16 protein-coding genes and 1 tRNA gene are annotated in these 20,583 nt (G+C 73.6%); 3 read left to right on the top strand and 14 right to left on the bottom strand.

Annotation, left to right across the window (positions count from 1 at the left end):
- The first annotated feature begins 114 nt into the window (after positions 1–114).
- Positions 115–996 (top strand): glycine betaine ABC transporter substrate-binding protein, encoded by an 882-nt coding sequence (locus ACZ3KJ_RS00395; RefSeq protein WP_467524764.1) that lies wholly within the window; start codon positions 115–117, stop codon positions 994–996.
- A gap of 33 nt (positions 997–1,029) precedes the next feature.
- On the opposite strand, the gene ACZ3KJ_RS00390 is transcribed toward ACZ3KJ_RS00395, so the two are convergent.
- From ACZ3KJ_RS00390 to ACZ3KJ_RS00365, 6 genes are all read right to left on the bottom strand, one after another.
- Complete coding sequence (locus ACZ3KJ_RS00390) at positions 1,030–1,821, bottom strand: S16 family serine protease (RefSeq protein WP_467523506.1); 792 nt, start codon at positions 1,819–1,821, stop codon at positions 1,030–1,032.
- Positions 1,822–2,241: 420 nt separating this feature from the next.
- Entirely contained in the window at positions 2,242–2,883 is a 642-nt protein-coding gene (locus ACZ3KJ_RS00385; protein WP_467523505.1) for an IclR family transcriptional regulator, read from the bottom strand.
- Between the two features lie 356 nt (positions 2,884–3,239).
- Entirely contained in the window at positions 3,240–5,057 is a 1,818-nt protein-coding gene (locus tag ACZ3KJ_RS00380; RefSeq protein ID WP_467523504.1) for a DEAD/DEAH box helicase, read from the bottom strand.
- 114 nt (positions 5,058–5,171) lie between these two features.
- Positions 5,172–5,555 carry a type II toxin-antitoxin system death-on-curing family toxin gene (locus ACZ3KJ_RS00375; protein WP_467523502.1) on the bottom strand — a complete coding sequence of 128 codons (384 nt, stop codon included), beginning with the start codon at positions 5,553–5,555 and terminating at the stop codon, positions 5,172–5,174.
- Between the two features lie 3 nt (positions 5,556–5,558).
- The gene (locus ACZ3KJ_RS00370) at positions 5,559–5,756 is read right to left on the bottom strand and encodes an Arc family DNA-binding protein (RefSeq protein WP_467524762.1); all 198 of its coding nucleotides are present in this window, start codon (positions 5,754–5,756) and stop codon (positions 5,559–5,561) included.
- A gap of 45 nt (positions 5,757–5,801) precedes the next feature.
- Entirely contained in the window at positions 5,802–7,298 is a 1,497-nt protein-coding gene (locus ACZ3KJ_RS00365; RefSeq protein ID WP_467523501.1) for an MFS transporter, read from the bottom strand.
- A 211-nt stretch (positions 7,299–7,509) separates the two neighbouring features.
- Here ACZ3KJ_RS00365 and ACZ3KJ_RS00360 point away from each other — a divergent pair.
- Positions 7,510–7,581: transfer RNA gene (locus ACZ3KJ_RS00360), tRNA-Cys, on the top strand.
- A gap of 141 nt (positions 7,582–7,722) precedes the next feature.
- On the opposite strand, the gene ACZ3KJ_RS00355 is transcribed toward ACZ3KJ_RS00360, so the two are convergent.
- From ACZ3KJ_RS00355 to ACZ3KJ_RS00325, 7 genes are all read right to left on the bottom strand, one after another.
- Positions 7,723–8,904: an SUKH-4 family immunity protein gene (locus ACZ3KJ_RS00355; RefSeq protein ID WP_467523499.1), complete on the bottom strand. Its 1,182-nt coding sequence runs from the start codon at positions 8,902–8,904 to the stop codon at positions 7,723–7,725.
- Between the two features lie 376 nt (positions 8,905–9,280).
- Positions 9,281–11,590: a xanthine dehydrogenase family protein molybdopterin-binding subunit gene (locus ACZ3KJ_RS00350; protein ID WP_467523498.1), complete on the bottom strand. Its 2,310-nt coding sequence runs from the start codon at positions 11,588–11,590 to the stop codon at positions 9,281–9,283.
- A complete protein-coding gene (locus tag ACZ3KJ_RS00345) occupies positions 11,587–13,530 on the bottom strand; it encodes a (2Fe-2S)-binding protein (protein WP_467523496.1) in 1,944 nt (647 codons plus the stop codon). The genes ACZ3KJ_RS00350 and ACZ3KJ_RS00345 overlap by 4 nt, the downstream gene beginning before the upstream one ends.
- Positions 13,527–14,420, bottom strand: a complete 894-nt coding sequence (locus tag ACZ3KJ_RS00340; protein ID WP_385076663.1) for an FAD binding domain-containing protein — start codon at positions 14,418–14,420, stop codon at positions 13,527–13,529. The genes ACZ3KJ_RS00345 and ACZ3KJ_RS00340 overlap by 4 nt, the downstream gene beginning before the upstream one ends.
- A gap of 273 nt (positions 14,421–14,693) precedes the next feature.
- On the bottom strand, positions 14,694–16,379 hold the full coding sequence (locus tag ACZ3KJ_RS00335; RefSeq protein ID WP_467524760.1) for a beta-N-acetylhexosaminidase: 1,686 nt from the start codon (positions 16,377–16,379) through the stop codon (positions 14,694–14,696).
- 1,028 nt (positions 16,380–17,407) lie between these two features.
- Positions 17,408–17,689 carry a DUF3039 domain-containing protein gene (locus ACZ3KJ_RS00330; RefSeq protein ID WP_189941567.1) on the bottom strand — a complete coding sequence of 94 codons (282 nt, stop codon included), beginning with the start codon at positions 17,687–17,689 and terminating at the stop codon, positions 17,408–17,410.
- Positions 17,690–17,718: 29 nt separating this feature from the next.
- Complete coding sequence (locus tag ACZ3KJ_RS00325) at positions 17,719–18,291, bottom strand: YqgE/AlgH family protein (RefSeq protein WP_467524758.1); 573 nt, start codon at positions 18,289–18,291, stop codon at positions 17,719–17,721.
- 342 nt (positions 18,292–18,633) lie between these two features.
- Between ACZ3KJ_RS00325 and murA the strand changes: the two genes are divergently transcribed.
- Positions 18,634–19,980 carry a UDP-N-acetylglucosamine 1-carboxyvinyltransferase gene (gene murA, locus ACZ3KJ_RS00320; RefSeq protein ID WP_389523902.1) on the top strand — a complete coding sequence of 449 codons (1,347 nt, stop codon included), beginning with the start codon at positions 18,634–18,636 and terminating at the stop codon, positions 19,978–19,980.
- Between the two features lie 85 nt (positions 19,981–20,065).
- Here murA and ACZ3KJ_RS00315 read toward each other — a convergent pair whose 3' ends face one another.
- Positions 20,066–20,347, bottom strand: coding sequence for an HU family DNA-binding protein (locus tag ACZ3KJ_RS00315; RefSeq protein WP_389523899.1), 282 nt, complete (start codon positions 20,345–20,347; stop codon positions 20,066–20,068).
- Positions 20,348–20,583 lie beyond the last annotated feature (236 nt).

Below are 20,583 nucleotides of genomic sequence, written 5' to 3'. Positions count from 1 at the left end.
CGGACGGGTGAGCGGAGGCCGACGCGACCGGTGAGGCGGGTCCGGTGCACGGCCGGGTGCCTGGCCGGGGCGCTGGTGCTGGCCTCCGGCTGCGGGCTGACCAGCGGCTCCCCCATGGTCGACGACGTCTCGCCCGGGTCGATCGGGCAGGGCGAGCCGCTCAAGGGCGCCCGTCTCACCGTGACGTCGAAGTCGTTCACCGAGAACCTCATCCTCGGCGCCATGATGGGCATCGCCTTCCAGGCGGCCGGCGCCGACGTCCTGGACCGCACCGGCATCCAGGGCTCCATCGGCGGCCGCGAGGCCATCCGCAACGGGGACGCCGACGCCATGTACGAGTACACGGGCACCGCCTGGATCACGTACCAGGGCAACAGCGAGCCCATCACCGACCCGCGCAGGCAGTGGCAGGCCGTGCGCGACGCGGACGTGCGCAACGGGGTGACGTGGCTGCCGCCGTCCCGGCTGAACAACACCTACGCGCTGGCGATGAACCAGGCCAACTTCAAGAAGTACCGCACCAGGACGCTGTCGGAGGTGGCCGCGCTCTCCGAGTCCGACCCGGCCGCCGTCACCCTGTGCGTGGAGGGCGAGTTCGCCAACCGGGCGGACGGGCTGCCGGGCATGCAGAAGGCGTACGGCATGGACGTGCCGGCGTCGCGGATCACCCAGATGGACACCGGGATCATCTACACCGAGACGGCGAACGGGAGCTGCACGTACGGGGAGGTGTTCACCACCGACGGGCGCATCAAGTCCATGAACCTGGTGGTGATGGAGGACGACAAGAAGTTCTTCCCGAACTACAACGCCGCCCCGGTGATCAACACCAGGACCTTCGAGAAGTGGCCGGCGATCGCGGACGTCATCGACCCGGTCACCGCGAAGCTGGACAACACGGTGGCCCAGGACCTGAACGCGAAGGTGGACGTGGACGGCGAGGACCCGCACCAGGTGGCGCTGGACTGGATGAAGGAGCAGGGGTTCGTGAAGTAGGCCGCCAGGGCCCGGGTCCTGTCGGCCCGGGGCTCAGCAGCTCGGTACGGAGCCCTTGCCCTGCGCCAGGGCGGTCAGGGACTCCACCGCCCCCTTCAGGGTGGTCACCGGGATCAGCCGCAGCCCCGCGGGCAGCTCGGCCCGGGCGTCCGCGCACTCGTCCTTCGGTACGAGGAAGACGGTGGCGCCGTCCCGGCGGGCGGCCTGCGTCTTCAGCGCGACCCCGCCGACCGCGCCGACGGTGCCGTCGGCGTCGATGGTGCCCGTCCCGGCGACGGTACGGCCGCCCGTGAGGTCACCGCCGCTGCCGTCGCCGTCCAGCTTGTCGACGATGCCCAGGGAGAACAGCAGACCGGCGCTGGGACCTCCGACGTCGGCGAGCTTCAACGTGACCTCGACACCGTCGTCGGTGCGGCCGAGGTAGCGCAGCGCCGCCTCGGTCGCGGCGTCCTGGGACTCCTCCATCTGCTCGGTGTTGTACCGCTCGATCTCCTCGGTGCTGTCACCGCTGGGGTACACCGAGTCCCGCGGCATGATCGCCTGGTCGGTGCGGAACCAGCCGTCGACCACGTCCTCCAGCGAGACCCGCGCGTCCGGACCGGTCGCCTCGATGGTCGTCATCCGCAGCTGCCCCCGGGTCTCCCGGGTGGTCGCGCCGGAGATCGTGATGACCGGGGTGCCCTTGTTCTCCCCCAGCACATCCGCCGTCATCCCCGGCTGCGCCACCGAGAACGGCAACGGCGCCAGCCCCGCCGTCGCGAGCAGGGCGACGAGGGGCAGGGCACAGACGGCCAGGGCCTGGAGACGCGTGAGGCGTGAGAGCACGGAGTCAATCTAACGCGAGAGGATGACGCGGCAGCGGGCCGGTGGTCAGGCCCGACACCGCGAACGGCACAGCCACAGCCACCGCACCCGCGGGCAGACCCACCCGCCACAGCCGCAGCCACCCCACCGCAGCCCCGGGCAGCCGCAGCCCCGGGCAAGCGCACCACAGCCGCACCCGTACTGACCGCAGCCGCGGGCAGTCGTGCCGCTGGGGCGGCACGGGTGGGCGATGGGGGTCCCCCCGCTCGAGCGAAGCCGAGAGTGGGGGAGGCACCCCGCGGCGCCGGGCTGCGCACCCCTCAGGCCCGCCCCCACCGGCCCGCTGCCCACAGGAGGCCCGACGGCCCCACCGCCCTCACCTCACGCCGGCACCCCGCACCCCACGCCCCGGCACAGCGCCCAGCGCCCGGCGCCCGGCGCTCAGCGCAACGCCTCCGCCACCTCCCGAGCAGCGTCCACCACCCGCCGTCCCACCCGCTCCGGCACCGCCTCGGCCAGCATCACCACTCCCACACTGCCCTCGACCCCCGTCACCCCCAGCAGCGGAGCGGCCGCACCGCTCGCCCCCGCCTCCAGCTCGCCCTGGGTCAGCGCGTACCCGGGATCCTCCAGCGCCCGGTGCCGCGCGGCGAGTATCGCCTTGCCCGCCGCCCCCCGGTCCAGCGGGTGCCGGAACCCGGCCCGGTACGCCACGTGGTAGTCCGTCCACGTCGGCTCCACCACGGCGACGGCCAGCGCGTCCGTCCCGTCGACCAGGGTCAGATGGGCGGTCGCGCCGATGTCGTCGGCCAGCGACCGCAGCGCCGGCAGCGCCGCCTCCCGTACCAGCGGATGCACCTGCCGGCCCAGCCGCAGCACCCCCAGCCCGACCCGGGCCCGTCCGCCCAGGTCGCGCCGTACGAGTGCGTGCTGTTCCAGCGTGGCGAGCAACCGGTACACGACGGTCCGGTTCACGCCGAGTCGTTGGGAAAGCTCGGTGACGGTCAGCCCGTGGTCGGTATCGGCCAGCAGCTTGAGGACCCTCAGTCCTCGATCGAGCGTCTGGGAGGTCTCCGCGGTCACGACGCCCACTCCTTAGTGGTGAGGTCGGCGGCCCTCTCGCGGCGGATGCGTCACCGAGTCCCGTCGGAGACGCGCTTCAGAGGCCGCCGATCGGCAGGTGGGCCCGGCTTGTCCGGGCCTGGTCGCTTCACGGCTGCGCTCCGCGGCGGCGCTGCCACGGGGCGTGTGCGTAGCGGGACAGTAGCGAAGCCGGTTCGCTGAGCGGAAGGCTCCGTCCAGAATCCGGTCATTGACCGGATGGGACTACCTGTGTTTGTCCCGATACGTACAGCACATACCCCGAGCGCCGGGAGCCGGTGGGCCGACCGGGGACAGGCGGCATCCCCGCCGCCCCCCAGCCCCGCCGCCCCGGGACGTCACGCCATCCGGGTCGCCCACTCCTGGACCTTGGCGATCCGCTGCCGCAGCTGGCCCGCCGTCGCCTCGGCGCTCGGCGGTCCCCCGCACGCCCGCCGCAGCTCGGTGTGGATCACCCCGTGCGGTTTGCCGCTCTGGTGGACGTAGGCGCCGACCATCGTGTTGAGCTGCCGGCGGAGCTCCATCAGCTCCTTGTGGGAGACGACCGGCCGCCGTTCGGCGGGCAGCTCCAGCAGGTCGGCCTCGGTGTCCGGCTTCTTCTTGCTGTGCGCGATCTGCTTGGCCTGCCGCTTCTGCAACAGCAGCTGCACCTGCTCGGGCTCCAGCAGCCCCGGGATGCCGAGGTAGTCCTGCTCCTCCTCGCTGCCCGGGTGGGCCTGCATGCCGAACTCGGCCCCGTTGTACATGACGCGGTCGAAGACGGCGTCGGACTCCAGCGCCTCGAAGGGCAGCATGTCCTGCTCGCCGGTGTCCTCGTCCTGCTCCCGGTTCGCCTCGTCCATCTCCTTCTCGGACTCGGCGTACGGGTCCTCCTCGCCCCCCTCCTTCTTGGGCTTGTCGAGGACGTGGTCGCGCTCGCGCTCCATCTCGTTGGCGAAGCCGAGCAGGTCGGGGACGGTCGGCAGGAACACGGACGCGGTCTCGCCGCGCCGCCGCGACCGTACGAAACGCCCGACGGCCTGTGCGAAGAAGAGAGGGGTGGAGATGGTGGTGGCGTACACCCCGACCGCGAGCCGCGGCACGTCGACGCCCTCGGACACCATCCGCACCGCGACCATCCACCGGTCGGTGTTGCCGCTGAACTCGTCGATGCGGTCGGATGCGCCGGCGTCGTCGGAGAGGACGAGGGTCGCCTTGGTCCCCGTGATCTCGCGGATCAGCTTGGCGTAGGCGCGCGCGGAGTCCTGATCGGAGGCGATCACCAGCGCCCCCGCGTCCGGGATCGCCTTGCGGACCTCCGTCAGCCGCTGGTCGGCGGCGCGCAGCACGCTCGGCATCCAGTCGCCGCGCGGGTCGAGGGCCGTACGCCAGGCCTGGCTGATCGCGTCCTTCGTCATCGGCTCGCCGAGCCGCGCGGCGATCTCGTCGCCGGCCTTGGTCCGCCAGCGCATGTTGCCGCTGTAGGAAAGGAAGATCACGGGCCGCACGACGTTGTCCGCCAGCGCGGACCCGTAGCCGTACGTGTAGTCGGCGGCCGACCGCCGGATCCCGTCGTTGCCCTCCTCGTACGTCACGAAGGGGATGGGGTTGGTGTCGGAGCGGAACGGCGTACCGGTGAGGGCGAGCCGCCGCGTGGCCGGCTCGAACGCCTCCAGACAGGCCTCGCCCCACGACTTGGAGTCACCGGCGTGGTGGATCTCGTCGAGGATGACGAGCGTCTTGCGCTGCTCGCTGCGGTTGCGGTGCAGCATCGGCCGTACGCCGACGCCCGCGTACGTCACCGCGACCCCGTGGTAGTCCTTGCTGAGCGGGCCCGCGCTGTACTCCGGGTCCAGCCGGATGCCTATCCTCGCGGCCGCTTCCGCCCACTGCTTCTTCAGGTGCTCGGTCGGTGCGACCACGGTCACCTGCTGCACGACGTGGTGGTGCAGCAGCCAGGACGCCAGCGTGAGCGCGAAGGTCGTCTTGCCGGCGCCGGGGGTGGCGACGGCGAGGAAGTCGCGCGGCTGCTCCTGGATGTACTTCTCCATCGCCCCCTGCTGCCAGGCCCGCAGCTTGCTGGCGGTGCCCCAGGGGGCGCGGCCGGGGAAAGCGGGTGACAGGTGGTGGGAGGTGGAAACGGCGGCGGAGGGGGAGGAGGCGGCGGTGGTAGTCACGGTCTCCGGTTCGGGGGTCGGTCTCGGCTACGTATGACAACCGGGCCACCCTACCGGCGGCCCGACCCCGTCATCGCGTGGACGAGGCCGGGGCGTGCGCGGATGGGAGACAGGTCACATCTCCTCGTGCAGAGCCTCCAGCCGCCGGGCGATCATCCCCACATCCTCGAGGCTGCGCGACGCCACCTCGATGACGAGCTTGTACGCCTCGTCCTGGTCGACGCCGACCATGTCCGTGCCGTTGAAATCGAGGAAGACGACGGTGGACATCCACGTCATGCGCTTGTTGCCGTCCACCAAGGGGTGGTTGACGGCAAGCGACTGGAGCAGCGCGGCAGCCTTCTCGAACAGGTCCGTGTACGCCTCGACGCCGAACATCTGAGACCGAGGGCGGTGCACAGCCGCACTGAGCAGGCCCAGATCGCGCACGGCGATCTCCTGCCCTCCGCACGCCAGCTCGGCCAGATCCAGGACCTCCTGGACCGTCAGGTACTTCACCCGCTACTCCCCCAGCCTCCGCAGCAGGTCCGCATGGGCTGCCGCGTACTTCGCCCCGAGGCGTCGCACCGTGGTCCGGTCCGCCTCCTGCTCCAGATACCGGTCGATCGCCTGAAGCACTACGGCGTGCATACTGCGCCCTTCCTCCTCGGCCCGCAGCCTCAGCGCTTCCTGCTGGTCGTCACGGAGACGGAGATTCATAGCCATACCAAAACGGTACCATGCGTGGGGTCACTCTGGTACCACTCACTCACGGGTCCGCAACCGGGTCGTCACCCAGGCCCCCGCCAGTGCCACCGCCGCCATCGGCAGGAAGACGGCCGCGAAGGCCGCCGGGTGGGAGCCGGAGGCGTCGGCGGCCGCGTGGGTGACCGTGCCGCCGCCCAGCGCGGCGAAGGCGGCGCCGCCCGCCGCCAGCAGCAGGACGTTGGACAGCGCGTCCGAGATCTGGAGGGCGGCGGAGTTGCTGCCGGCCTCCTCCGGGGCGGACAGCTGGAGCAGGAGCACGCTGCTGGAGGAGATCACCAGGCCCATGCCGAAACAGCCGAAGCCCCAGGCGACGGCCACCGTCCAGGCGGGCACGGCGTCGATCAGCACGCTGGGCGCGGCGGCGATGGCGGTCGCCACCAGCACCATGCCGACGGTCATCAGCCGCTCCCGGTACGGCTCCGCCCGCGGCCGGGCCTGCACCCACGACCCCAGCGCCCAGGTCGCCCCGCCGGCCGCGAGCGAGAACCCGGCGAGCGTCGGGCTGAGGCCCCGCTGCGTGACCAGCATCAGCGGTACGAAGGACTCGGCGGCGACGAAGGAGCCCGCGGCGAGCCCGCGCAGCAGGACCACCGAGGGCAGTCCGCGGGCCGCCCGGCAGGTGCCGCGCGGGAGGAGTCCGAGGACGGCCGGCACGAGGAGCGCGGCGCCCGCGACGGCGGGGAGGAGGGACAGCGGCCGCAGGTCCTGGGCGGCGTACTGGAGCAGGCCGGCGCCGAGCGAGATGCCGAGCGCGAGCCGGATGCGGCGCCGGTCGGGCGCGGCGCCCCCGGCCCCGTCGACCGGGCCGCCCGCCCGCCGCCGTATCTGGGGCAGCGCGAGCGCGAGCGGCAGTACGACCAGCACCGGGATCCCCACGAACACCCACCGCCACCCCAGGTGCTCGGTCACCGCGCCGGCGGCGAGCGGCCCCACGACGGACGGCACCACCCAGCACGCCGCGAACGCCGCCATGATCGCCGGCCGCAACCGCTCCGGATAAGCCCGCCCGACGACGACGTACAGGGCGACGATGACGAGTCCCCCGCCGAGCCCCTGCACGGCCCGCCCGAGGACGAACTGCCCCATCGTCGCGGCGGTCCCGGACAGCAGGAGCCCGGCGGCGAAGGCGGCGATGCCGCCGGTCAGCGGTCCCAGCGGCCCCCGCCGGTCGGACCACTGCCCCGCCAGCACCATGGCGAACAGACTGGTCGTGAAGTACCCGGAGAACGCGAACGCGTACGCCGACACCCCGTCCAGCTCCCGTGCCGCCACGGGCATCGCCGTGCCCACGGCGGTCGCCTCGAAGGCGATCAGGAGGACGACGGAGACGATCCCGATGCTCAGGGACCGGTAGGCGCGCCCGAGCACGGTGTCGCCGGCGGACGGAGACGGCGACGTCGACGGGGGCGGGGGCGGGGACTGGGTCGAGGTGGGACCTGCGGTCGTCGGGGAGTCGGCTGCGACACCGGTGTCGCGGGATTCGAGGGCGGCCATGCCCGTCAGAGTAAGGCCCACAACCGACTTTGACCCCTGTCCGGAGACGGGCCCCAGCTGGTCCGTCGGTCCTACGCCCCACCCCGTTTCATGAACGCCGTGTGGCAGTCGCATTGCAGCCCCCACGCCCCCCTTGAGCCCCCGACCGCCCCCGCTCTACGGTCGTGTCACGCGGTTCGGCAGGGCACACCACCCGGTGGAACCGATGAACGGCCGTGTGCCCGAGTGGCTTAGGGACTCGCCTGCAAAGCGAGGTACGTGGGTTCAATTCCCGCCACGGCCTCTGGTGTTGCGACCAGGCAAGACGGAAGGGTGGTACCCCGGGAGGGGTGCCACCCTTCCGGTCGTCCGGCCGGATCGGCCGATACGGGGACGGTCGCGTGCTGCCGCCCCCCGCGCCCCGGCGGCCGTCGGCCCCGTCCGCCTACGCGTACAGCCCTCCGCCCGCCTCGTCCTCGAACATCTCCGGCCAGTACCGCCACCCGTCGTCGCCCGGTGTCGACGGGGTCGGGTCGCAGGCCAGGGGGTCGAGGGCGGCCAGGGTGCGGGTCATGGTGGCGGCCAGTTGGTCGTAGGCCTCGGTGAGGGCGTGGTCGGCGTCGAGGGCGCGTTCGCGGTGGATCAGCCAGAGGGTGAACGCGAGGGTCGAGACGTCGGCGTTCAGCGGGCGCAGGGTGGTGTCCGGCTCGCTCCAGGAGAGGACCGCGCCCGTGGTGCCGTCGACGACGAGGCTGGTGTCCTCGGCGAGGTGGCCGAGGCGGATCAGGTGGGCCGCGCCGGCGGGGAGGGCGGCGCCCGGGTCGTCCGCCCGGTGCTCGGTGAGCGTGGGGAGGGGGGCGTCGGTGTCCAGGGTGAACCAGACGCATTCCTCCGGCAGGCCCACCTCCCGCAGGAAGCGGCGGGTCGGCTCGTGGGTGAGCACGGCCGGGAAGTCGACGTCCTCGAAGCGGACGACGGCGCGGGCGCCGAACTCCTCGTCCAGGAGCCGGGGAGGCAGGTCCAGGGCCAGGTCGGACCGGGTGCCGGGGCCCGCGATGAGGGCCAGGGGGCGGACCACCGCGGCCAGCCGCCAGAACGGGGGCACCTCGCCGTCCGAGCCGGCCTCGTACAGGGCGAGCAGCCGGCCGGTCGCCTCCGCCACCACCTCGGGTCCGCACCGGCCCGCGTAGGCCGCGAACTGGCCGCGCAGGGCCGCCAGTTCGTCGGCGGCCGTGGCGAACCGCACCAGCGTCTGGAGGGACGGCGCGAGCGGCCGGCGGTCCATCAGGTCGGGGCGGTCGTGGAAGAAGTACGTCGTCGTGACCTCGCCGGTGGCGCCGTCGAGCAGCACCGACTCCGTCACGGGGCCGCCGGGGCCGGTCAGGCCGCCGATGACGAGCTGGTCGCGCAGGCCGGGCGCGAGGCGGCCCTCCGGGTCGCCGGTGGAGTCGGCCACCGTGCGCAGGCCGTCCGCGCGCAGCGCGTCGAACGTCAGCAGCTCGCCGACGCCCGGCAGTCCGGGGCCGGTCAGCCAGCGACGCGTCGGCGCGTGGGTGACGTACGGATCCAGCTCGTCCTCGGTGAAGGTGATCACCGCCGCGCCGGCGGCGGTCCCGGTCGTGCCCATCGGTCCCCCGTGCGTGAAGTGTGTGTGCCGTCCCCTACGGCGGGCCCCCGGCCCGCCGCTGTTCCACTGCCCCGAACACTACGCGGCACCACTGACAACGGGCCCCGCCCGAGAAGACGCCGGATCACCCTCCTACGTTCCCGTCCCACCCGGATCGCCTCGACCGTCTTCCCCACCTACCCCTCGTGGCCGGAGACGGACGGCCTGAGACGGCCGGAGACGGCGGCAATCGACCGGAGACGGCCCGGCCGGTGGAAGGCGTCCCCGCGCGCGTGCGCCGCCCGCGGGAGGCGGAGCGCCGGGGGCCGCGCGACCGCCGGCTGGCCGGACGCCGTCAGCCGGTGTGGAGCACCACCCGTTCACGACGGGGCCCCGCTCACTGGCCCGTGACCACCGCCGCCTGCGGCCTTATCGGCAGCCGGTTGACCGGGCGGCCCGTCGCGGCGCGTACGGCGGAGGCGATGGCCGCCGGTGAGGTCACGACCGGGACCGCGCTGACCGCCTTGGCGCCGAACGGCGCGACCACGTCGCGCTCCTCGACGAGTTTGACGATGCGGATGTCGGGCGCGTCCAGGGCCGTCGGGAGCGCGTACCCGGTGAGGTCGGGGTGGCGGACCAGGCCGCGCGGGGTGCGCAGGTTCTCGGTGAGGGCGATGCCGACGCCCTGGGTGACGCCCGCCTCGATCCGCGCGTCCAGCTGCGCCGGGTTGAGCACCCGGCCCACGTCCTGGGCGACCGCCAGCTCCACGACCCGTACCGAGCCCAGTTCGATGTCGACGTCGACGACCGCGCGGATCGCGCAGAAGGCGAGGCCCACGAACGCGTCGCCCTGGCCGGCGCCGTCCAGCGGCTCGGTCGGGTGCGGGCGGCACTGGGCCGTGGCCCACAGTTCCTTGCCGACGAGCTCCTCGGTGACGGTGGTCGACAGGACGCCGTCGTAGGAGGTGATCTTGCCGTCGGTGATCTGGAGCAGTTCGGTGGACATGCCGAACTTGTGGGCCAGGGGCTGGAGGAGCTGGGTGCGGACCATCTTCGCCGCGCGTTCCACCGCGCCGCCGGAGACCCAGGTGTGGCGGCCGCGGCAGCCCGGGCCGGCCGGGGGCTGGTCGGTGTCCACGGGGGCGACGTGCACCTCGTCGATGCCGAGGGTCTCCTGGACGATCTGTCGGGCCAGGGTCGTGAAGCCCTGGCCGGTCTCCACCGCCGCGCAGAGCACCGTCGCGACGCCGTCCTGGACCTTGACCGTGGCCGTGGAGACCTCGTCGGCGCCCTCCGCGCCGAGCATGTGCACCATGCCCAGGCCGTAGCCGACGCCCCGGCGCACCGCGCCCGGTTCGCCCGCGCCCTCGGGGCCGCCCGGCAGCAGCCAGTCCTCCTCCGGGGTGTCCTTCGGCAGGGCCGGCAGCGGGAACTCCTGGACGGCCTGGAGGAGTTCGGCGACCGGCGCCGGGCAGGTCACGGTCTGGCCGGTCGGGAGCACGTCGCCGGTCGCCATGACGTTGCGCAGCCGCAGTTCGGCCGGGTCGAGGCCGAGTTTCTTGGCCAGTTTGTCCATCTGCGCCTCGTAGGCGGCGCAGACCTGCATCGCGCCCTCGCCGCGGACGTGCCCGGAGGGCGGGTTGTTGGTGCGTACGGCCCAGCCCTCGATGAAGGCGTTGGGGACGACGTAGGGACCGCAGGCGAAGGAGACGGCGGCGGCCAGGGCCTCGGCGGAGGTGTCGGCGTAGGCGCCCGAGTCGAGCAGGATCTGCGCCTCGACCTTGACCAGCTTGCCCTCGGCGTCCGCGTGGTGGCGGTACCGCAGGAGGGTGGGGTGGCGGTGGACGTGGCCGAGGAAGGACTCCTCGCGGGTCGCCGTCAGCTTCACCGGGCAGCCGGTCCGCAGGGCCAGCAGGCCGAGCGGGAGCTGGAAGCCCTGGTCCTCGCGGTCGGCGGTGGCGCCCGGCACCCCCGTCACGACGATCTTCACCCGATCGGGCGAGAGGCCGTAGCAGGCGGCGGCGGCGTCGCGGTCGGTGTGCGGGTCGGTGGAGGCCACGTAGAGCTCCACGCCGCCGTCGGGGCGGGGCACCGCGAGGCCGGCCTCGGCGCCGATGGGGGCGGGGTCCGCGCGGCCGATGCGGTACTGGCCCTCGACGACCACCTCGCCGGACGCGGCGGGGTCGCCGTGGTGCAGCGGGATGTGCCGGATCAGGTTGCCGTCGGGGTGGAGGGGCTCCGCCTCGAAGGCCTGCTCCGGGTCGGTGACCGGGTCGAGCACCTCGTACTCGACGATGACGGCCGCGGCGGCCATCCGCGCGGTGTCGGGGTGGTCGGCGGCGACGGCCGCGATGGGCTCGCCGTGGTGGCGCACGACCTCGGAGGCGAACACCGGGCGGTCGGCCGGGCCGCGTCCGTGCAGCGCGCTGCCGGGCACGTCCTCGTGGGTGACGACGGCCCGTACGCCGGGCATCTCGCGCGCGTGGGAGGTGTCGATGGAGACGATGCGCGCGTGCGCGTGCGGGGAGCGCAGCACGGCCGCCCACAGCAGGCCCTCGGCCCACAGGTCGGCCGCGTAGGGGAAGGTGCCCTCCGTCTTGGCGCGGGCGTCGGCGGGCGGCAGGGACGCGCCGAGGCCGTGCGGGATCGGCTCGGGGGCGGGGGCGGCCTCCGCGGGCGCCGTCGCGGTGGCTGCTTCGTTGCTCACGCCTGGCCTCCGTCCTGGCCCTGTCCGTGTCCGTACACCGGGTCGTTCGGGTGCGGTTGTGCCGGGTTCTCGAACGCCGACGGGTTGACGCCGCCGGCGCCCGGGCCCGCCTGGTGCGGGATGCGGGCCTCGTCGCCGTCCGCGTCGGCCTCGGCGGCGGCGTGCGCCTCGCGTTCGGCGACGACGTCCTTGACGGCCCGCAGGACGCCCCGGTAGCCGGAGCAGCGGCACAGGTTGCCGCACAGGGCCTGGCGGGCCTCCAGTTCGGTGGGCGCGGGGTTGCCCTCCAGCAGGTCGTGCACGGTCATCGCCATGCCGGGTACGCAGAAGCCGCACTGCACCGCCCCGCACCGGGCGAGCGCCCGCTGCACGTCGGAGGGCTGCCCGTCGACGGCCAGGCCCTCGACGGTGCGGATCTCGCTGCCGGCGGTGGTCACGGCGGGCACCAGGCAGGAGGCGACGAGCCGCCCGTCGACCTGGACGTTGCAGGCCCCGCACTCGCCCTGCGAGCAGCCGTCCTTGGCGCCCGCTAGGCCGAGCCGCTCGCGCAGCACGTAGAGCAGCGATTCGCCGATCCAGGCGTCGGTGACCGGACGGTCGGAGCCGTTGACGCGCAGCGCGTAGGAGGCGAGGGGGTGGTCGTCGTGGAGGGGCGGGGCGTCGGGGGCGGCCCCGGCGGCGTCGTCCGGTCCGGCGGCGCCGTCCCCGTGCGGGGCGTCCTCGGCGCCGGGGGCGGCCTCGGAGCCGGCGGCGTCCTCGTGCCCGGCGTGCGGGGCTCCGGCGGGGTCGGCGTCCGCCGGCGCCTCCGGGGTCCCGTCCGGGCCGGGTGCGTCGAACGGCGGCTCGGCGGTGACCGGCGGCTCGGCGGTGACCGGTTCGGTGCCGGCCGGGTCCGCCGTCGGGTGTGCGTCTCCGGGGGCCGTGCGGGCCGCTTCCCGGCCCTGTGCGGCCCCGGGAGCGCCGTAGGGGTCCACGGGGACCTCACCGGGCCCGGAGGCGCCCTGTGAGGCCTCCACGGCCTCTCGCTCGCCCCGCGGGTCCCGGTCGTCCCATTCAACGCGCTCGTCGGGCTCGTTGCGCTCGTTGCGCTCGTGAGGCTCGTCCCGCTCGGGCATCGGGGCCTCGTACGGCGCGGTCTGGTGCGGCGCGGTCTCGTACGAGGGCGGTGCGTAGACGGGCGACCCGTACGACGGCGTCTCGTACGAAGGCGTCCCGTACGACGGCCCGGGGGCGGGCGGTGCCGTGTGCTCGGGTGCCGGCGCGAACGCGGAGGCGTCCGCCACCGGTTGGGCGTGCTCCGGTGCGCCGGGGGGAGCGGAGACGTCGGACGGCTGCCCGGCGGGGCCTTCCGGCTGCCGGTCCCACGGCTGTCCCGGGGTGTTCCCCGCGTCCGGTGCCGGTCCGGTCGCCCAGGGCGCGGGCGCGCCTCCCGGCAGGGTCGCCGGGGGTGTGCCGCCCCACTGCTCGACGAGGGACGACGTGGTGTACTCGCCGGACTCGTCGGGGAGGTCGCCCCCGGCGACCGGGATCGACCACTGCCCGGTCACGTCGTGGCCGGGGGCGGGTTCCGCGGCGGGCGCGGTGGTCTCGTCGAAGGTCCACTGCCCGGTGCCGCCGGGGTGGTAGGTGAACCGGTCGTCGCCGGCCGTGCCGCCCGTCGCGGCGGCGGGCCACTCGGTGCCGCCGGCCGGGTTCGTCCACGCGTCCGCGCCGGTCGCCGACGGGTCGGCGCCCTCGTGCGCCGCGGTGATCCGCGGCGGCACATACCCGTGGCCGGGGGCGGCGAGCGGGCTGTCGCCGCGGCCGGCCAGCAGGGCGTCGATCCCGCCCTCGGGAAGCTTCACGAAGGCGGTGGCGCCGTCGTCGTAGTCGCCCTGGGGCAGCGGGTCCCAGCGTCCGCCGCCCTGCGGCGTGCCCTGTCCGTGCTGGTCGTCGGTCACGACAGCGCCCTCCCCAGTGCTCGTCGGGCCAGTGCGGCGACGGTGCGCCGCAGGTGCAGTACGGCGGGCGGAAGCGGCTGCACCGAGCCGTCCTCGGCGGGGGCCGGGTCGGGGATGCAGGCGGCGGCGACGTACTCGCCGAAGGCGTGCAGCGCCTCGGGGACGATCGCGCGGTTGTTGTCCCAGTCGATGAGCCGGGCGACCCACTGCTCGGCCTCCAGGGGCCGCAGCGGCATCGGCGCTATGGCGCCGACGGCGCACCGGACTCCGCGCCGGGCGGGGTCGAGGACCAGGGCGACGGAGGCGACGGCGCGGCCCGGGCCGGTGCGGCCGGTCGCCTTCAGGAAGACCTGCGGGGCGTGCAGCAGCGGCACGCGCACGTACCCGATGAGTTCGCCGCCGCGCAGCATCTCCATGCCGGCCAGCAGGTGCGAGACCGGGATCTCCCGGCGGGCGCCGCCGGGACCCGCGACGACCACCGTCGCCTCCAGGGCCGCCAGGACGGGCAGCGCGTCGCCCGTGGGGGACGCGGAGGCGATGTTGCCGCCCAGGGTGCCCGCGTTGCGGATGTGCGGCGGGCCCGCGGCGCGCGCGGCGGCCGCGAGCGCCGGGATGAGGGCGGCGAAGTCGGGGCGGCCCATGCGCGCGTGGGTGAGTCCGGCGCCGAGCAGGGCGTGCCCGTCCTGGTACTGCCAGCCGCGGATCTCGCTGATCCGGCCGAGGCCGACCAGCGCGGCGGGCCTGAGCTGACCGGAGTTGACCGCGGCCATCAGATCGGTACCGCCCGCGACGGGTACGGCGGCGGGCATGGCCGCGAGGGCCGCCACGGCCTCGTCCAGCGTCGTGGGCAGCGTGACGGCCTGCGCCGCCTGCGGTGCGTGCGTGGTCAAACCGGCTGCCCCTTCCCGCTGCCCCACCTGGTCCCACCTGTGTTGCCGTACGGTACGTGCTGACAGGCCGGACGTGGCAACTCTGGCACATCTTCGCAACGCCCGAACGCGGGGGTCCGCTAGGAGGCATTCGCCCACCTCACCAGGGAGATGGACCGGTTTCACACATCTTCACCGATGTGCTCGGATTGCCACTCTTCGGTGATCCTGTCGGGGTTTTTCCGTGACGCGCCGGGACGGTGCGGCGCGGCGCGGCGCCGCCCCGTCGTGCGGCTACCGGCCGGGGGGCGGTCCGTCGAGCGGGCGTCCCGGCACCCCGGGCCGCCGCTGCCACGGCCGGGGCCCGTCCGGCGGCCGGTAGGCGACGCCGAGGGCGTCAAGTCGCGCGTAGTGGGCGCCCATCCGGCGCTCGAAGCCGGCGAAGTCGCGTTCCGCCGGGGCGGGCAGCCGGCTCCAGGCGACCTCGGCGAAGGCGGCGAGGCGGGGGAAGGCCTGGTAGTCCACGCGCGCGGAGTCCTCCATCGCCTCGGTCCACAGGTTGGCCTGCGTGCCCAGCACCCGGCCGGCCTCCTCGGGCGTCAACTCCGGTGGTACGGGCTCGAAGCGGTAGACGTCCTCCAGGGTGCGCACGTAGCCGATCGGCACGGGCTCGTCCGGGCCGCCGTCCTGCCGGTGGTCGAGGTACACGTGCTCCTCGGGGCACATGACCACGTCGTGTCCCGCGCGCGCGGCCGCGATCCCGCCCGCGTAGCCCCGCCAGGACGACACGGCCGCCCCGTCGGCGAGGCCGCCCTCCAGGATCTCGTCCCAGCCGATGAGCCGGCGCCCGCGCGCGGCCAGCCAGGTGTCGAAGTGCCGGACGAACCACGCCTGGAGCGCGTCCTCGCCGGCGAGGCCGAGTTCCTCGATCCGGGCCTGCGCGGCGGGTGAGCGCCGCCACTGGTCCTTGGGGCATTCGTCGCCCCCGATGTGGACGAACGACGAGAACTCGGCGGCGTCCGCGGGGAACAGATCCAGCACTTCCTCGAACACCCCCTCGTAGAACCGCAGGGTGTTGTCAGTGGGGGCGAGTACGTTCGGATTGATGCCCCAGGTGTCCCAGACGGAGAGGGCGGTGGTGTCGATGACGTCGGTGTTGCCGAGTTCCGGATACGCGGCGACGGCGGCCTGCGAGTGGCCCGGTACGTCGATTTCGGGGACGACTGTGATATGCCGTTCGGCGGCGTAGGCGACGATCTCCCGGATGTCGTCCTGCGTGTAGAAGCCACCGTGCGGCCGGTCGTCCCACAGCGGTGAGGCGCGGTGGCCGAATTTCGTGCGGGGCCGCCAGGAGCCGATGCCGGTGAGCCGTGGATACCGCGTGATCTCGATCCGCCAGCCCTGGTCGTCCGTCAGATGGAAGTGCAGGACGTTCAGTTTGTGCGCGGCCATCAGATCCAGGTAGCGCAGAACGCCGTCCTTGGGCATGAAGTGCCGGGCGACGTCGAGGAGGAGGCCGCGCCAGCGGAAGCGGGGGGAGTCCTCGACGGTCCCGGGCGCGATGCCGTGGGGCGCCCCGGGGCGTACGGGCGCGCGCCGGAAGGCGTCGGGGCCGAGCAGTTGGCGCAGGGTCTGCGCGCCCCGGAAGACGCCGGCCGCGTCGCCGCCCCGGATGTCCACGCCGCCGCCGGCGACGGCGGAGAGCCGGTAGGCCTCGGGTTCCAGGGCGCCGTCGACGTGCAGCCGTACGGCGTCGCGGGCGTCCCGGGGGCCCGGGCGCAGGGGCAGGCCGAGGGCCGGGCCGAGGACGGCCCGCAGCCAGCGTTCGGTGGTGTCCGTGCCCGGCCCGGCGTACAGCTCGGTGTGCCGGTCGAGCAGGACGGCGCCGCCGGGCAGGCGCTCGAGGGCCCTCGGCCGCGGAATCAGGTCGTGTGCGGACGTCGTGCCGGGAGCGGGGCCGCCCGTCCCGTCGGAGCTCATGTCGGACGTCATGCCGGTCCTTCACACCGGGCCGGCCGGAAGACCGGCCGGCGCTGTACGGGTCACCGGTCCGCGCTGTACGCGTAACCGGTCCGGGCTGTACGGATAACCGGCCGGCGGAACACCGGCCGGGTCGTCGGAGGCGTCGGCGGGGAAGTGCCGCCGGGGCGGACGGCTCGCCGGACGGGAAGTCGTACGGACGCGGACGCGCCTTTACCGAAGCTTTTCGGAGTCCGCATAGCCCTCAGTATCGCGAAGGGCGGGGAGAGGGCGAAGGGAGCGGTGCGAACGCCCTCGGGGCGGCCGGCCGGGCGGTGTTCCGGCCGGGGCGGAACAACGGGAAGCCCGGCCCTTCCGGGCGCATCGTCCGCACCACCGGGAAAACGATCAACGGGACGGCCGGGAGGCGAAAGCGGAAGCACGGGGCGGCGGTCGCGGCGAGAAACACGATCACCTCGGGAACGGTCGTCCGGCGCCCCTCAGGAGGCGGCCGTCGGGGAAGTGGCGGCGGAATTCGCGGCCTTCGCACACGCGCCGGAGGGATTTCACGGAAGGCGGGGATTCCTGGAAGGGCGCGGGCGCCCCCGGTCGCCGCGCACCGGCCGCGGCCTTCCCGGACAGGCCGGGAAAGGAGACCGGAGAGGCGGTCCCCACACACCCCCGAGTCCGCGATGCGGCGGACGCGGTCCCGGCTTCGACCAGCACGAAGAAGCACGACAGCCGCACGAAGAAGCACGACAGCTGCACAAAGAAGCACGACAGCCGCACGAAGAAGCACGACAGCCGCACAACGGCAGCACAGCACCGGCACGAGACCGGCACGACACAAGCGCAACGGCAGCGCGATCGAAGCCTCCGTCCGCACGGCCGCGGGAGGCCTCGCCCGCTCGGCCGACCGGCGGGGGCCCGGCACCGCGGAGGCGGTGGCAGAACGACGCGAAGGCCTCCGGGGCGCGCCGGTACGCGCCCTGAAGGCCCTGTCGTCGGACGCAGTGCGGACGGAGCCCGGCAAGGCCCCGGCCGCCGCGCTACTTGTCGCCCTTGCCCTGGTCGTCGCCCCCGGAGCCCATGGAGTCGTAGATCTCCTTGCACATCGGGCACACGGGGTACTTCTTCGGGTCACGGCCGGGCACCCACACCTTGCCGCACAGCGCCACGACGGGCGTCCCGTCGAGGGCGCTCGCCATGATCTTGTCCTTCTGGACGTAGTGCGCGAAGCGCTCGTGGTCGCCGTCTCCGTGCGACACCTGCGGCGTCGGTTCTACGAGGGTCCCCGTACCGGTGCCGCGCTCGGGCTCGAGAGTGCTCATGACGCCAAGGGTACTGAAGCTCCTGCGCATCAGTTGAGCGAAGGGTCGTCCGGATACGTGGCCACCATCGCCAGCTCGTTGCGCTGGCGGCGCAGCACCTCCCGCCAGAGTGTCTCCGGGGACGGCGAGGACACGTCGCCGGGCTCGGACTCCACGACGTACCAGGCGCCCTCCACCAGCTCGTCCTCCAGCTGGCCGGGGCCCCAGCCGGCGTACCCGGCGAAGATCCTCAGGGAGCCGAGGGCGGAGGCGAGCAGCTCCGGCGGGGCCTCCAGGTCGACGAGGCCGATCGCGCCGTGCACCCGCCGCCACCCCAGGGGGGTGCCGTCGACGGCCGGGCCGCCGGGGATCACCGCGACGCCCAGCGCCGAGTCGAGGGAGACCGGGCCGCCCTGGAAGACGACCCCGGGTTCCCCGGCGAGGTCCGCCCAGCCCTCCAGGATGTCGCCCACGCCCACCGGCGTCGGACGGTTGAGGACGACACCGAGCGAGCCCTCCTCGTCGTGGTCGAGGACGAGCACCACCGCACGGTCGAAGTTCGGGTCCGCCAGGGCGGGCGTAGCCACGAGCAGCCGCCCTGTGAGCGAGGACACCTCGGTCATGCCAGACATGATCCCCCATCTTCCCGCCGCATGGGGAGGCAATGCGGCGAGGAGGGTGAGGGCGGCGGTGTCACGGGGGGAGCGCGCCGGGCCGCGTCGACGCCGCCGCGGGCGGCGGTCGCGCGGACGGACGCGGTACGGGCGCACGGATGCGGTCCGGGCGCACGGACGCCGCGCCGTGCCCGTGGTGACCCCATGTGCCCGATGAGGCACAGTTCGTGTTGTGACACAGCTATGACGTAGCTGGGCGTTGCTTGGGCTTACTGAAGGGGGCCACGCGGCGTTTACTCTGTCCTCTCCGGCCCTGCCCCACTCCACCACACTCCACGGAACGCGAGATACATGACCGTCAACGGCTCTGACGACGTACTGCTTGTCCACGGCGGAACCCCGCTGGAGGGCGAGATCCGGGTGCGCGGTGCGAAGAACCTCGTACCCAAGGCCATGGTCGCGGCCCTGCTGGGCGGTGAGCCGAGCCGGCTGCGCAACGTTCCGGACATCCGCGACGTGCGGGTCGTACGCGGTCTGCTGCAACTGCACGGGGTGACGGTCCGTCCGGGCGAGGAGCCCGGCGAGCTGGTGATGGACCCCACCTACGTCGAGAGCGCGAACGTCGCCGACATCGACGCGCACGCGGGTTCGAGCCGTATCCCGATCCTGTTCTGCGGCCCGCTGCTGCATCGGCTCGGGCACGCGTTCATCCCGGGTCTGGGCGGCTGCGACATCGGCGGCCGGCCCATCGACTTCCACTTCGACGTGCTGCGCCAGTTCGGCGCGAAGATCGAGAAGCGGGCGGACGGCCAGTACCTGGAGGCCCCGCAGCGGCTGCGCGGCACGAAGATCCGGCTGCCGTACCCGTCCGTCGGCGCGACCGAGCAGGTGCTGCTGACGGCCGTCCTCGCCGAGGGCGTCACGGAGCTCTCGAACGCGGCCGTGGAGCCGGAGATCGAGGACCTGATCTGCGTCCTGCAGAAGATGGGCGCCATCATCGCGATCGACACCGACCGCACGATCCGCATCACCGGTGTGGACAAGCTCGGCGGCTACGACCACCGCGCCCTGTCGGACCGGCTGGAGGCCGCCTCCTGGGCGTCCGCCGCGCTGGCCACCGAGGGCAACATCTACGTCCGCGGCGCCCAGCAGCGCTCGATGATGACGTTCCTGAACACCTACCGGAAGGTCGGCGGCGCCTTCCGCATCGACGACGAGGGCATCCGCTTCTGGCACCCGGGCGGCCAGTTGAAGTCCATCGCGCTGGAGACGGACGTCCACCCCGGCTTCCAGACGGACTGGCAGCAGCCGCTGGTGGTGGCGCTGACGCAGGCCACGGGCCTGTCGATCATCCACGAGACGGTGTACGAGTCCCGTCTGGGCTTCACGTCCGCGCTGAACCAGATGGGCGCCCACATCCAGCTCTACCGCGAGTGCCTCGGCGGTTCGGACTGCCGTTTCGGCCAGCGCAACTTCCTGCACTCGGCGGTCGTGTCGGGCCCCACCCGGCTCCAGGGCGCCGACCTGGTCATCCCCGACCTGCGCGGCGGTTTCTCGTACCTGATCGCCGCCCTCGCCGCCCAGGGCACCTCCCGCGTCCACGGCATCGACCTGATCAACCGCGGCTACGAGAACTTCATGGAGAAGCTCGTGGAGCTGGGCGCGAAGGTCGAACTGCCGGGCAAGGCCCTCGGCTAGCGCGCGTCCACGGCGGCGGCGGCCGTCGTGAACCCCGAAGGGGCGGCACCCGGACTCCGGGTGCCGCCCCTTCGAGAATGGTGGCTTACTTGCCCTTGGCCGCTTCCTTGAGCTTCGAGCCCGCGGAGACCTTCACGCTGTAGCCGGCCGGGATCTGGATCGGGTCGCCGGTCTGCGGGTTGCGCGCGGTGCGAGCGGCACGGTGGGTGCGCTCGAAGGTCAGGAAGCCGGGGATGGTGACCTTCTCGTCCCCCTTGGAGACGACGTCGCCGACGACCTCGGCGAACGCGGCCAGCACGGCGTCGGCGTCCTTGCGGGTCACCTCGGCGCGGTCGGCCAGCGCGGCCACCAGCTCACTGCGGTTCATGTTCTTACTCCCGTGTTCTTCTTGCCGTTGCGGCGTGCCACGCGGCGGAGCCGCATGTCGGGCACAGCGAATGCCGATGCGCTCGCGCCCAGAGACGCATCCTGCCCCCACCTGCGGCGGGAAAGCCAATCCGGCACCCACAGGAGTCGTCAGAACACCCTTGGGAGTCACACGAAAAGCGCCTTCGCCCGGCCGCCACCCTAGAGGGCGCGCGCAAGCACACCGTCGTGCGACGC

Source organism: Streptomyces sp. NPDC003248, from assembly GCF_055563235.1.
The sequence above is the reverse complement of the archived record's forward strand: the minus strand, read 5'-3'. Positions and strand labels throughout refer to the sequence as shown.

Excerpts from the sequence above, each read along its gene's own strand:
- ACZ3KJ_RS00395 (WP_467524764.1), top strand. The coding sequence starts at position 115 with ATGGTCGACGACGTCTCGCCCGGGTCGATCGGGCAGGGCGAGCCGCTC.
- ACZ3KJ_RS00370 (WP_467524762.1), bottom strand. The coding sequence starts at position 5,756 with ATGAATCTCCGTCTCCGTGACGACCAGCAGGAAGCGCTGAGGCTGCGG.
- ACZ3KJ_RS00365 (WP_467523501.1), bottom strand. The coding sequence starts at position 7,298 with ATGGCCGCCCTCGAATCCCGCGACACCGGTGTCGCAGCCGACTCCCCG.
- ACZ3KJ_RS00355 (WP_467523499.1), bottom strand. The coding sequence starts at position 8,904 with ATGGGCACGACCGGGACCGCCGCCGGCGCGGCGGTGATCACCTTCACC.
- ACZ3KJ_RS00335 (WP_467524760.1), bottom strand. The coding sequence starts at position 16,379 with ATGAGCTCCGACGGGACGGGCGGCCCCGCTCCCGGCACGACGTCCGCA.
- ACZ3KJ_RS00330 (WP_189941567.1), bottom strand. The coding sequence starts at position 17,689 with ATGAGCACTCTCGAGCCCGAGCGCGGCACCGGTACGGGGACCCTCGTA.
- ACZ3KJ_RS00325 (WP_467524758.1), bottom strand. The coding sequence starts at position 18,291 with ATGACCGAGGTGTCCTCGCTCACAGGGCGGCTGCTCGTGGCTACGCCC.
- murA (WP_389523902.1), top strand. The coding sequence starts at position 18,634 with ATGACCGTCAACGGCTCTGACGACGTACTGCTTGTCCACGGCGGAACC.
- ACZ3KJ_RS00315 (WP_389523899.1), bottom strand. The coding sequence starts at position 20,347 with ATGAACCGCAGTGAGCTGGTGGCCGCGCTGGCCGACCGCGCCGAGGTG.